At 64.3% G+C, this 12,977-nt stretch carries 12 protein-coding genes; 2 read left to right on the forward strand and 10 right to left on the reverse strand.

The features are described 5' to 3' along the window. The first annotated feature begins 164 nt into the window (after positions 1-164). On the forward strand, positions 165-833 hold the full coding sequence (locus tag NKI46_RS28515; protein ID WP_023831834.1) for a cysteine hydrolase family protein: 669 nt from the start codon (positions 165-167) through the stop codon (positions 831-833). 88 nt (positions 834-921) lie between these two features. Here NKI46_RS28515 and NKI46_RS28520 read toward each other — a convergent pair whose 3' ends face one another. Together NKI46_RS28520 and NKI46_RS28525 are read right to left on the reverse strand one after the other, a co-directional pair. After that, positions 922-1,878, reverse strand: coding sequence for an LLM class flavin-dependent oxidoreductase (locus NKI46_RS28520; RefSeq protein ID WP_023726079.1), 957 nt, complete (start codon positions 1,876-1,878; stop codon positions 922-924). A 157-nt stretch (positions 1,879-2,035) separates the two neighbouring features. Beyond that, positions 2,036-2,191, reverse strand: coding sequence for a hypothetical protein (locus NKI46_RS28525; RefSeq protein ID WP_352749148.1), 156 nt, complete (start codon positions 2,189-2,191; stop codon positions 2,036-2,038). A gap of 234 nt (positions 2,192-2,425) precedes the next feature. Here NKI46_RS28525 and NKI46_RS28530 point away from each other — a divergent pair, with 234 nt between their 5' ends. Then, on the forward strand, positions 2,426-3,193 hold the full coding sequence (locus NKI46_RS28530; protein ID WP_023686096.1) for an SDR family NAD(P)-dependent oxidoreductase: 768 nt from the start codon (positions 2,426-2,428) through the stop codon (positions 3,191-3,193). A gap of 71 nt (positions 3,194-3,264) precedes the next feature. Here NKI46_RS28530 and NKI46_RS28535 read toward each other — a convergent pair whose 3' ends face one another. From NKI46_RS28535 to NKI46_RS28570, 8 genes are all read right to left on the reverse strand, one after another. Beyond that, positions 3,265-4,209 (reverse strand): ABC transporter permease, encoded by a 945-nt coding sequence (locus NKI46_RS28535; RefSeq protein WP_023694455.1) that lies wholly within the window; start codon positions 4,207-4,209, stop codon positions 3,265-3,267. After that, positions 4,206-5,261 (reverse strand): ABC transporter permease, encoded by a 1,056-nt coding sequence (locus NKI46_RS28540; protein ID WP_023683937.1) that lies wholly within the window; start codon positions 5,259-5,261, stop codon positions 4,206-4,208. Before NKI46_RS28540 ends, NKI46_RS28535 begins: the two co-directional genes overlap by 4 nt. A gap of 272 nt (positions 5,262-5,533) precedes the next feature. Beyond that, positions 5,534-7,045 carry an ABC transporter ATP-binding protein gene (locus tag NKI46_RS28545; RefSeq protein ID WP_023807701.1) on the reverse strand — a complete coding sequence of 504 codons (1,512 nt, stop codon included), beginning with the start codon at positions 7,043-7,045 and terminating at the stop codon, positions 5,534-5,536. A gap of 173 nt (positions 7,046-7,218) precedes the next feature. Next, a complete protein-coding gene (locus NKI46_RS28550; protein ID WP_023834666.1) occupies positions 7,219-8,244 on the reverse strand; it encodes a BMP family protein in 1,026 nt (341 codons plus the stop codon). Positions 8,245-8,372: 128 nt separating this feature from the next. Then, positions 8,373-9,320 (reverse strand): ABC transporter permease, encoded by a 948-nt coding sequence (locus NKI46_RS28555; protein ID WP_023694459.1) that lies wholly within the window; start codon positions 9,318-9,320, stop codon positions 8,373-8,375. 2 nt (positions 9,321-9,322) lie between these two features. Continuing rightward, a complete protein-coding gene (locus NKI46_RS28560) occupies positions 9,323-10,294 on the reverse strand; it encodes an ABC transporter permease (RefSeq protein ID WP_023694460.1) in 972 nt (323 codons plus the stop codon). Position 10,295: 1 nt separating this feature from the next. After that, complete coding sequence (locus NKI46_RS28565; RefSeq protein WP_023732918.1) at positions 10,296-11,813, reverse strand: sugar ABC transporter ATP-binding protein; 1,518 nt, start codon at positions 11,811-11,813, stop codon at positions 10,296-10,298. 48 nt (positions 11,814-11,861) lie between these two features. Next, a complete protein-coding gene (locus tag NKI46_RS28570; RefSeq protein WP_352497707.1) occupies positions 11,862-12,875 on the reverse strand; it encodes an ABC transporter substrate-binding protein in 1,014 nt (337 codons plus the stop codon). Between the last annotated feature and the right edge of the window lie 102 nt (positions 12,876-12,977).

Genomic DNA, 12,977 nt, shown 5'->3' on the forward strand with positions numbered 1-12,977 from the left:
CTTTGTAGTCAACAAACAAGATGGCTTTTTGGCCGACGATTGTGGGCGCGATGTCTCAACGGCACATCGTCCTGGCATCGGTCTACCTGGTGTCGTCGCACCGAGGGATGGACGGCCCAGGGTTGCTGGGCCACGATGCCGAGCAGCAATTGAGGCAGGCTGCGATGATCAAGGCGATACCGTTCGATTTCCCCTATGACGGCCGGCTGGTGCCGGCAAACACCGCGCTGCTGGTCATCGACCTGCAGGAGGATTTCCTCTCGCCGACCGGCTATTTCGCCAGGAAGGGTTATGACCCCGCGCCGCTGCGCGCCATCCTGCCTACGGTCAACCGACTGATATCAGCGGCACGCGCGGCCGGCCTTACCATCATTCACACCAGGCAGGGATATCGCGGCGACATGGCCGACATGACGCCGTACGAGAGATGGCGCCGCAAGCGGGCGGGTCTAGAAGGCACCGACGTGCTGCTGCGCTCCGGCCCCGGCTTTCAGATCGTCGCCGAGATCGACGTCGCGCCGCACGACATCATCGTCGACAAGACCTGCAACAGCGCCTTCACCTATACGGATCTGGAGCTTGTGCTGCGCGCACGCGGCATCACCCATCTGATCTTTTCCGGCTGCACGACCGATGTCTGCGTGCACACGACGCTGCGCGAGGCCTGCGACCTCAATTTCCAGTGCCTGACCATCGCCGACGCCTGCGCCAGCGGCGACCAATACGCGCATGACGCGGCGCTGCATATGGTGACGGTGGAGGACGGGGTGTTTGGTGCGCTGACGGAATCTGGCGCGGTGCTGGAGGCGCTGGCAGTGCTGAGTGGTGATTAGACGCTGGCGGGACAGCACCCCTCTGCCCTGCCGGGCAGAGGGGGGTGTGACGGAACGCTACGAAATAGCTTTCATTCCACCCGCAAATTCACCCTGCGTGAATATCCGACCCGCCCCGCGAGGCAAACGCGCCGGGCTGCGGCACCTCCGCCTCCCGGCGTGCCAGCGAGTTGCGCAAGAGCGCGATCGTCTCGCGGCCGACGCTGGCGATCTCGCGCGGCCGGTCGACACCGACGATCATGAACTCGCTGATGCCCAGCGCCGCATAGGGCAGCAGCGACAGGGCGATCTGCGCCGGTGGTCCGGAAAGTTCGACCGCCTTGTGGCCGACGGTAGAGGCGCCACCCTCCGAGCGGACCCGGACCGGAAGCGCAAAACGCAGCTTGCCGGCGCGGCCATGCTCGGCGGCGGCGCTGCGCGCCCGTTCCATCAGCTGGCGGATCTCGTCGAGCGAACCAGCCGTGAGTTCAAACACGTCGGCATGGCGGCCGGCGACCTTGAGCGCGGTGCCGGACTGGCCACCCATGCGGATGATCACGTCGACGCCATGCGGCCCCTTGCGCGGCACATAGCCACCCTTGATGCTGTAGAATGCACCTTCATGGTCGAAGGGCCGGTCGTTCGACCACAGCCGCTTCAGCAGCACCAGATATTCGTCGATGCGCTGCCAGACCACGGTGTGGCCGACCGGACGCGTCTCGGCATCGTCGTCATCCAGCGGCTCGCTCAGCATTCTCAGCGCCAGCCGGCCGCCGCTCCTGGCGTCGAGCGCCGCCAGTTGCCGCGCCGCAACGGCTGGCGCGATCACGCCGGCCCAGTGCGTCAGCACCACTTCCAGCGACGAGGTGCGGTCCAGCGCCTGGGCGGCGATGTCCATATTGGTCAACAGCCCGGCCGGGTCGTCGACGACGATGTTCTGGAAGCCGGAATCCTCGATCAGCGACAGCTTGGTCGCCGTCTCGACGAAATCATAGAAGAACGGTACGGCCGAACCGGCATCGGCGGCGTGCGTTTTACCGGGAACATGCGTGAACTCGATCGGCATTGCCATCTCCTCCATCACGTTGGATGTATGTCGCCCCCGGTTTTGAGCGACGACATGCGTAAAAACAAGCATCAGCGCCAAAGCGCGTCCGCGTTCGGTTCATCAACTCCGGTCACTCACTGAAAGCGCTAGGTCGCCACCCTTTCGGCCTGATCGGTCAGGGAATCAAGCCGAGCACGACTGCCCCGGTGAACACGAACGCAAGGGCAAAGACGAGATAGGCGAAAGCGCCGGCATAGGCCGGGCGGAAAGCCTGGCTATTGGCCAGCCTCTGCCTGGTGCGGTCCGTCTCGGCGTTCTGGATATAGGACATATCGACCTCCGTCTTGCGGATTAATCTATAAAATCAGTAGACTTTGTCGAGTGCTATTTTTTGGAGATATGTAGAATGATTTTCTAAGTATTCCTTATTATTTGGTTTGGCATTGCTGGGAGACCCCCTGTTGGAGACAAGCGAGCGACAAGCTTGGCCGACGTCTGCATAGGCGATAGCATCGCCATTCCGGCGTAAATGCGGATTATTTCGATCGGGAACGGGGAACAGAACATGGGTACAAGACTAGCCGGCAAGATTGCAATCATCTCGGGCGGCGCGACCGGAATGGGCGGAGCGGCCTCGGAATTGTTCGCCGCCGAAGGCGCCAAGGTGGCGATCATCGACCGCAATGGCGAGGCGGCGGCAGCCACTGCGGCGGCGATACGCGCGCGGGGACATATCGCCGAACACTGGGTGGCCGACGTCTCGGACGAGGCGCAGGTCGAGGCCGCAGTGAAGGCGGCGACTGCCAGGCTCGGCCCGGCCACGGTGTTGTTCAACCATGCTGGCACCATCGTGATAAAGCCGTTCCTGGAGACGACGGTGCAGGAATGGGACTGGCTGCATGCGGTCAATGTCCGCTCGATGTTCCTGATGACGCGCGCCGTGCTCCCGGGCATGATCGCTGCCGGTGGCGGTTCGATCGTCTGCACCTCGTCGATCTCGGCTGTGGCGGCCACACCCATGGAGGTGCTCTACGACACCACCAAGGGCGCCTGCCACATGTTCGCGCGCGCCATCGCAGTCGAATTCCGCGACCGCAACATACGCTGCAACGCCGTCTGTCCCGGCTTCATCCGCACGCCGCACGGCCTGCGCGAGGTCGCCGATCTCGGCAAGCTCGGCGTCGACGTATCGGACGCCGCATTGGCCGCACAGCAGGGCCGCATCGGTGAGCCTGAGGAAGTGGCCAAGGCAGCGCTGTACCTCGCCAGCGATGAGTCCAGCTTCGTTAACGGGACGCATCTGTTTGTCGATAATGGTTTTACGGCGATGTGAGTATCCCAGGCTTGGCGCCCTTCCTCTCCCCCGTCGATCGGGGGAGAGGAAGGGCGCCAAGTCCTACTCGCTTACCGCTCTTCTCGTCGAAACGGCTTCAGCAGCGCCGACGGCGCAACCGCGTTGCGTGACATCACGGCCATCGCGACGATGGTGAAAATGAACGGCAGCATCAAGAACGTCTCATAGGGAATATGCCCGAGGCCGCTCGCCTGCATGCGCAATTGTAGCGCATCGACGAAGGCGAACAGCAGCGCCGCGCCCGCAGAGCGCCACGGGTCCCAGCGGCCGAACACGACCAGCGCGATCGCCACCCAGCCACGGCCCGACACGACACCAAAGGTGAAGGCGTTGAACTGTGCCATGGTGAGGAAGGCGCCCGCAAGCCCCATCAGCGCACCGCCGAGGATGACCGCCTGGAAGCGCGTGGCGATGACGCTGACCCCAGCGGAATCAGCGGCGCGCGGGTTCTCGCCGACCATCCGCACCGACAGCCCCCAAGGCGTGCGGTAGAGCACGAAAGCAGCGAGCGGGATGGCAATGATTGCCAAGTAGACCAGCGCAAACTGGTTGAAAACCGCTGACCCCAGAACCGGAATATCCGACAGCAGCGGGATCGGCACCGTCTGAAAACCCTTGATGCTGGGCGGCACCGATTGCTGGCCGAAGGTCAGACGGTAGAGGAAATAGGCAAGGCCGGACGAGAACAAAGTAACGCCGATGCCGCAGACATGCTGGCTGAGGCCGAGCGCCACGGTGAACAGCGCATGCAGCGCACTCATCGCCATGCCGGTCAACACCGCGGCCAGCACGCCGAGCCACAGGCTGCCGCTGAGGCTGGCGGCGGTGAAGCCGGTCATCGCGCAGAGCAGCATGATGCCTTCGATACCGAGATTGAGCACGCCGGCCCGCTCGGAGAACATCTCGCCCAGCGTGGCAAATGCCAGCGGCGTGGCGATGCGGATAATGGCGGCGAGGAAGCCGACCTGAAAGATCTGTTCGAACACCGCGCTCATAAGGCGGCACCGACGCGGCGGATGCGATAGGCCGTGAACAGCAGCGCCACCAGCATGGCGAGCAGCGCCGTGCCCTGGATGACATCGCTGAGGAACGCCGGCACGCCGGTGGCGCGCGACATCGCTTCGGCGCCGGTCATCACGGCGGCCAGGAAGATCGCCGCCGGTACGACGCCGAGCGGATTGAGCCTGGCCAGCATGGCAACGACGATGCCGGAATAGCCATAGCCCGGCGAAATGTCGCTCATCACCTGGAAATGCACGCCGCCGACCTCGCCGACGCCGGCAAGCCCGGCCAGCGCGCCCGACAGCAGCGCCGTCGAGATCAGCACCCGCTCGACGTGGATGCCGCCATAGCGGGCGGCTTCCGGGCTTTCGCCGGTGACCCTGATCCGGAAGCCGAGCGTGGTCCGCACGATCAGGAACCAGATCAACGGTGCTGCGATCAACGCGGCGATGACACCCAGATGCAGCCTTGTGCCTTCGAGCAGCACCGGGAAATTCGCCGAATCCTCGATCGGCGGCGAGATCGGATAGCCGCTGAACGAGTCCTTCCACGGCCCCTCGATCAGCGCCATCAGCGCATAGTAGATGACCGAGTTGAGCAGCAGCGAGCTGACGACGTCATCCACCTTGAATTTGACCCTGAGCGTCGCGGGCACCAGCGCTACCGCGGCACCGGCAGCAGCGCCCGCCAGCGCCATCGACAGGATCGCCAGCGCGCCCGGCATCGGGATGGCGCCGACGAAGCAGCTGGCCACGGCGCCGGCCAGCAATTGGCCCTCGGCGCCGATGTTCCAGAATTTGGCCCGGAAGGCGACGGCCACAGCCAGCCCGGTGAAGATCATCGGGGCGGCGCGAACCAGCGTTTCGGTGATGGCATAGCTGTCGCCGAACGAGGCCGACAGCATCACGCCATAGGCCTCAAGCACGCCGGCGCCGGCCAGCGCGATGAGGCCGCTGCACAGGACCAGCGCTGCGCCGATGGCCAGCAGCGGCAAAGCGAGATTGAACCAGGCGGGGGTGGAACTGCGGGCTTCGAGGCGGAACATCAGCTATGCCCCTCCGCCGCCCAGACGGTCGCGCCGCCCCTCATCCGCCTGCCGGCACCTTCTCCCCGTATAGACACGGATCTGGGCCCTATGGCAGCTCCCCTTTGCAGCTGTGGCGATTGGCGAAACCATGGGTGAGAGCCCCTCTCCCCGTCTCTATGCGGGGAGAGGATGCCGGCAGGCAGGTGAGGGGCAGCGCTGACGCTTAAAGTCAGCCAAAAGCGGGCAGTATTATTTGAGGTTTCTGCGAGGAACCGAGTGAGAAAGTCCATCTAGGCTCTGCCCTCCGCCCCGGTCATCAGCAGCCCAAGCCGCGCGATGGTCGCATCGGCGCTGTCCAGCGTGCCGGCGATGCGGCCCTCATACATCACCGCGATGCGGTCGCAGAGCACCAGCAGCTCTTCGAGATCCTCGCCGATGACGATGATCCCGCAGCCCTTGGCACGCATGTCGAGGAATTTTTCGTGGATGAAGCGGGCGGCACCGATGTCGAGGCCGCGCGTCGGCTGCGAGACGATCAGCACCTTCGGGTCGAAAGCCAGTTCGCGCGCCAACAGCGCCTTCTGCAGATTGCCGCCCGACAGCGCGCCGGCGCGGGTCATCGGCCCGGGGCACCTGATGTCATAGGCCTTGATCTGTTCTTCGGCGAAGGCGCGGATCGCATCTGGCTTGAGCAGGCCCCGGCTGCTGAAAGCCGCAGTACCAATGCGCGGCAACACCATGGAATCGGCGAGCGGCAGATTGGTGACCAGCCCGGTCGTCATACGGTCTTCCGGGATGCGGCCAAGGCCGAGCGCCTGCACCTCGCGCGGGGAGAACCGCGTCACAGGTTTGCCGGCTATCGTCATCGCGCCGGCGTCGGGCGCGCGCGTGCCGGAAATCACCTCGGCCAGTGCCCGCTGGCCATTGCCGGAGACCCCGGCAATGCCGAGGATTTCGCCCGCGCGAACGGCAAGCGATACATCGCGCAGCGGCGTCCCCGAATGCCGTGAGGTGGAAATACCGTCGAGCGTCAGCACCGCCGCGCCTGGGGTCGAAGGTCCTCTTGCCGGCGGCACGATCTCATGGCCGCACATCAGCTGCGCCATTTCTGCCGATGTCGTGTTCGCCGGATCGTCGACACGGCCGGCGACGCGGCCGTGCCGCAACACGGTGCAGCGATGGGTGAGCGCCCGCACCTCGTTCAATTTATGCGAGATGAAGATGATGCCGAGCCCCTGCGCCGCCATCGAGCGCAGCGCCGAAAACAGCCCGTCGACCTCGCTCGGCGCCAACACCGCCGTCGGCTCGTCGAGGATCAACAGCCTGGCGCCGCGAAACAGCGCCTTGACGATTTCGAGCCGCTGCTGCTCGCCGACCGACAGCGCGGAGACAGGCAGGTTGGGGTCCAGCGTCAGCCCATACTGACGGCTGATGTCGGACAACCGGGCAAGTCCGCCGGCGCGGTCGATGCGGCCGGATTTGCCGGGAATGCCAATCAGAAGGTTTTCCAGGACCGTCAGCCTTGGCGCCAAATGAAAATGCTGGTGCACCATGCCGATGCCGGCGGCCAGCGCATCGGCCGAACTGGTGATCCGCACGGTCTTGCCCTGGATAAGAATTTCGCCGGCATCGGGCGCATAGGCGCCGAACAGCACATTCATCAGCGTCGTCTTGCCGGCGCCGTTTTCGCCCAGCAGGCCGAGGATCTCACCTGGGGCGACGCTTAGATCGACAGCCTCATTCGCCTTGACGGCGCCGAAGCTCTTGGTGATGCCGCGCATTTCGATGAGAGGGGCGGACAAGGATGCTCCTGCGGAGATACCCCTCCCCCTCGAGGGGAGGGTGCCGAGCGAAGCGAGGCGGGTGGGGTCACCTCAACTGCCTCAACCCATGACTTAGCAGAATGGAGCACTTCGCGGAGGACCCCACCCGGCCCTGCGGGCCACCCTCCCCTCAAGGGGGAGGGTACGCCGAGCTAATCCGAAACCGGCGTGTTCTCATCCACATCCACCCGGAAATTGCCTTCCAGGATCTCGGCCTTCTTCTTCTCGACCAGATCCTTCACATCCGCCGGCAGCGTCTTGTCGAATTTATGGTAGGGCGCCAGGAACGACCCGCCCTTGGCCATGCGCGAGAAATCGCCATAATCCTGCGCGGTGAAGACACCGGCCTTGACCAGCTTGATCGCCTGCTCGACCGTCGGGTACATGTCCCAGACCGGCCCGGTTATGACCGTGTCGGGGCCGAGGCTCGACTGGTCGGACATGTTGGAGATGGCGAGGATCTTCTTGTCCACCGCCGCCTCGATGACGCCGAAGCGCTCGGCATAGATGACATCGACGCCGGCATCGATCTGGGCGACCGCCGCTTCCTTGGCCTTGGGCGGATCGAAGAACGAGCCAATGAAGGCGACCTTCTTCTTGATGTTGGGATTGACCTCCTTGGCGCCGGCAAAGAAGGCGTTGACCAGCCGGTTCACTTCCGGAATGCCCATGGCCGCCACCGCGCCGATCGTGCCCGACTTCGACATCTTGCCGGCGATCATGCCGGACAGATAGGCCGGCTCGTGGATCCAGTTGTCGAAGACGCCGAAATTGGGCTCGGCCGGGCCGGCGCCCGAGCCGAACAGCCATGCCGTCTTCGGGAACTGCTTTGCCGTGCGGCGCGATTCACGCTCGGCGGCGAAGGCGTCGCCCAGCACCAGCTGGTACCCGCCTTGCGCATATTCGCGCATGACGCGGCTGAAATCGGCGGTCTGCACCTTTTCCGACCATTTGTATTCGATGCCGAGTTCCTTCTCGGCCTTCTGCAGGGCGACGTGGATCTGGTTGTCCCACGGCTCCTCGATCGGCGTGGCGAAGATCGCCGCCACCTTCAGCTTCTTGTCCTTGGCGAGGGCTGCACCCGGCAGCATGGCTGCGGCCAGGCCAAGTGCGCCGAGTTCCAGCACGTCGCGCCGCGACAGGCCGGTCAATTGCGATTTGTTTTTCCGGTTTTCCATCTAGTGCCCCTCTGTTTGACAGCCGTGTCGAGCCGACTGTTCCGAAATCAGACGCGGAACTATGGAACGGGTGCGGACTTTTGTCCACATGGTCAAATTTGGCGGGACTGCTGCCGGGCTCACGCCTTTTAGCGCAGCGCTTTCTCGCCGCCGGCTACGGTGATGACGCCGACGATGATCAGCCCGGTCAGCAACAGCCGAACGCCGGCGCTGACGCCGAACGTGTTGAGCATGGTCAGAAGCAGCACCAGGAACAGCGCCGCGCCCCAGACACCGGGAACATTGGCCTTGCCACCGGCGACCGAGGTGCCGCCGATGACGACGACGGCGATCGAGGCCAGCAGGTACTCGTTGCCGATATCGACATTGGCGCCGCGGAAATAGCCGGCGAGCAGCGCCCCGTCCATGCCGCCGAGCGCGCCCGACAGCGTGTAAGTCAGGAAGCGGGTGCGGCCGACATTGACGCCGGCAAGCCACGCGGCGCGGATGTTCTGGCCGATCGCCAGCACCGAGCGGCCATAGATCATGCGCTGCAAGGCGATGGCCGCACCGATGCTGAACAATACGGTAAGGATCGCCAGCACTGGAATGCCCAGGATTTGCCAGTTCGCAAAATCGGCAAAGCCGGGCGGCGGCTTGATCTGCAGGCCACGCCCATAGCTGATGTCGATCGACTGGATGATGAAGCTGGCCGACAGAGTGGCGATGATCGGCGGGATCCTCAGCGCCCAGATCAGGAGATAGTTGACGGCACCGATGGCGGCGCCGCAGGCGAGCGCGGCGAGCAGCCCGACCACGATCATGGAATCGCTGCCGCCCATGACCTTCATGGCGACGGCACTGGCGAGCCCGATATTGGCCGGCAGCGACAGGTCGACATTGCCTGGCCCGAGCGTGATGACGAACATTTGGCCGACTCCGACGATGACGGTGAACACCGCCAGCGACAGTGCCGCCGTGACCATGCCACCGCCGCCATAGCCGCCGGTGAAAGCGATGGTCGCCAGCCAGACGAACATCGCGCCGATGAACGACCATATCCAGGGTTTGGCGGCCAGCGATTTAACCAGCGTCATCGCTACCTCTCCCTGCGGCTGATCAGGACGCGGGCTGCCAGCACGATGATCAGGATGGCGCCGTTGGCGGCGACCTGCCAATCCGGCGGAATGTGCATGAAGGTGAGCAGAGGCGATGCCGCCAGCGCCAGTGTCAGCGCGCCGAGCACGGCGCCGATCGGCGACACCCGGCCGCCGACGAACTCGCCGCCGCCGAGAATGACGCCGGCGATCGCCAGCAGCGTGTAGCCATTGCCGATATTGGCGTCGGCCGAGGTGGTGATGCCGATCAGCGCCATGCCGGACAGAACGCCGAATAGGCCGGTCAGCGCAAACAGCACGATCTTGGTTCGAAGCAGCGACCAGCCAGCGCGCCTGAGCGCCGCCGGATTGCCGCCGGATCCCCGCAGGATGACGCCATAGGAGGTGCGCATCAGCCCAAAATGCACCACCGCTGCGATCGCCAGCGCGGCGATGATAGGGAACGGAATGAAGGGCGGCTTGAAGGCCATCAGCGACAAGAGCCAGTCCGGCGCCTTGCCACCGGGCTTGGGCAGCACCAGAATGGCAAGCCCCTGCCAGACGAAGCTCATGCCCAGCGTCACCACGATCGACGGCAGATTGCGCAGATGGATCAGTGCGCCGAGCAGCGCATAAACGCCTATGGAGCCGAGCAGGATGATCACGCCGAGCAGCGGCGCGTCCTTCAGCCAGGTCGCGGTGACGCAGCCGACAAAGCCGACAAAGGTGCCGATCGACAGATCGAGCTCATTGCCGGCGATGACGAACATCTGGGCGATCGTCGCCAGCGCGATCGGAATAGCGAGGTTCAACATCAGGCTGAAGCCGAAATAGCTGATGGCGCGTGGGTTGAGCCAGGCGATGGCGATAACCACCAGCGCCAGCGACAGCGCCGGCAACAGGCTGCGCAGCAGGCGCGCGCGGGCCGCGCTGCTGCGCGGCGAGGACGTAGGGCCGGGAGCGACTGCCGTCATCTCAGGCCGCGTCGCCGAATGAGGACTGGATGATCTTTTCCTCAGTCAGCTCGTCGCGCGTGAGATTGGCGACGATGCGGCCGTTCTTGAAGACATGGATGTGGTCGCAATTGTCGAGCTCTTCGGTCTCGGTGGTGTACCAGAGGAAGGTCCGGCCCTTGGCCGCCTCCTCGCGCACGAGATCGTAGACCTCAAGCTTGGTGCCGATGTCCACGCCGCGCATCGGATCGTCCATCAGCACGATCTGCGCATCGGAACCCAGTGCGCGGGCAAACAGCGCCTTCTGCTGGTTGCCGCCGGACAGCGAGAAGATGTTGTTGGTCATGTCAGGCGTGCGGATGCCGATCTTCTGCTTCCAAAACTCAGCAAGCTCGGCCTCGCGCTGCGGCGAGATCAGCAACCCTTTGCGCAGCCGCGCCAGCGAGCGGATGCCGATGTTTTCGGCAATAGACCATTGCGGGAAAATGCCGTCCGATTGGCGGTCTCCGGCCACCAGCGCCACCGGGGCGGTCACCTCGATATCAAGCCTTCTACGCGTCGCGGCGGCAAAGATCGCCAGCAACAGGTCGGTCTGGCCATGGCCGGCAAGCCCGGCAAGCCCGATGATCTCGCCGGCGCGAGCGACAAGCTCCTTGCCGTCCTGCTGCCGCTCGGGCCGCGCCCGCACCCTGAGCGGGCCCGCCGCCGGCCTGGCGGCGATCTCCGCCGCGATCTTCTCGCGCGCTTCCGCGCCGCCCATGGTGGCCACCAGCCGGTCGCGGTCGAACGCTTTTGCAACGTCCGTGGCGACCACCTTGCCGTCGCGCATGACCACGATGCGGTCGGCATTCTGCAGCACCTCGCCCAGCACATGCGAGATCAGGATGCAGCTGCCCCCGGTGGCTACGAAACGGCGCACGAAGGCAAGCAGCTGGCCCGCAGTATGCGCGTCCAGCGAAGAGGTCGGCTCGTCGAGAATGACCAAGTCGAGCGGATCGCGCGTCACCGTGAAGGCGCGCGCCACCTCGACCATCTGCCGCCGGCCGATGGAGAGATCGCCGGCAATGTCGTCTGCCGAGATGCCGTGATCCGGAAAGATTTCGTCCAGCTTGGCGGCAATGAGAGCAGCCGCCTTGCGTCGCCAGCCGAAGCCGGTGAGCGCCGGATGGTTGATGCGCGTATTCTCCGCGATACTGAGGTTAGGGCAGAGCGACAGTTCCTGGAACACGCAGCGTATGCCGAGTTTCAGCGCGCGCGCCACCGAGTAGTCGGTTTCGGCATTGCCACGCACCGCGATCTCACCGCCATCGGGCTGCAGCGTACCGGCCACCATATGCATCAGCGTCGATTTGCCGGCTCCGTTGTGGCCGACCAGCCCGACGCATTCGCCTGATACAACATGGAAGTCGACGCCGTTAAGCGCCCGAACGGCGCCGAAATGTTTTTCGGCGCCGTTCAGCCTGATGATGTCCAAATGGGCGGCGCCGAAATGTTTTTCGGCGCCGCCCAGTCTGATGATGTCCGTATTGGCCTCAGGCATGCTCAACGATATCCGGTCGGTCATGCCGCTGGCAATGAATGCAATGCATCACTTGATATTGGCTTTGATCGCCGCGATTGCGTCTTCCTGGCTGTATTCGTGGGTGGCGACGCCGCCCTCCTTGATTTTCGGCAGCTCGGTCTCGAAATTGTCCTGGGTAAAGGCGAGATACGGCACCAAAAGGTCATGCGGAATGTCGGTGCGGCCGTCGAGCACCTGCTGCGCCACCCAGAAGGCCAGCGACGACACGCCGGGCGCGATCGAGGCCGACCAGGTCTGGTAGCCATCCTTGTCCTTCTGCTCCTTCCACCATTTCAGCTCGTCCTGGCGGTTGCCCATGATGATGGTCGGACGCGGCTTGCCTGCGGCGGCAAAGGCTTGTGCCGCGCCATAACCGTCACCGCCCTGGTCGACGATGCCGACGATGTCGGGCAACGAAGGCAGGATCGTCGCGACCGCCTTCTGCGCCGTCGTCTGGTCCCAGTCGCCGGTCACCGAACCGACGATCTTGAACTCGGGATGGGCGGCGACGCCTTCCAAGATACCGGCATGGATGGCATCGTCGATCGAGGTGCCGGCAAGGCCGCGGATTTCCAGCAAATTGCCGCCCTTGGGCTGGAACTTGGCCATCTGCTCGACTTCCTGCTTGCCCATGTCCTTGAAGTCGACGACGACGCGGTAGGCGCAAGGTTCGGTGACGGTCCCGTCGAAGGAGACGACGACGATGCCGGCATCGCAGGCCTGCTTGATGGCGCCGTTCAGCGCATCCGGCGATGCGGCATTGATGACGATGGCGTCATAACCCTGCAGGATCAGGTTCTGCACCTGGGCAGCCTGGGTCGGCACTTCCTTGTCGGCGGTGGTGAAGATGTCGGCGGCGCCGACGATCTTATCCTCCACCGCCTTCTTGGTGACGATGCCGTAGCTGTCGAGCATCGCCTGGCGCCACGAATTGCCGGCGTAATTGTTGGAGAAGGCGATCTTCTTGCCGCTGGTGTCGGCAAGCGCCGTGCCCGAGGCGAGCATCGCCGTCAGAGCGCTCAGGACGAGCAGTGTCTTCATGTCATAATCCTCCCATAGATTGTCGGCCCCGCCGACTGTTGCAGATGGTTTTGGCGTTGTCTGCCTGTTTTTTATCTATTGTCAGACAAATTCAGATACGCC

Source organism: Mesorhizobium sp. M0615 (genome assembly GCF_040320805.1).
Classification (GTDB): domain Bacteria; phylum Pseudomonadota; class Alphaproteobacteria; order Rhizobiales; family Rhizobiaceae; genus Mesorhizobium.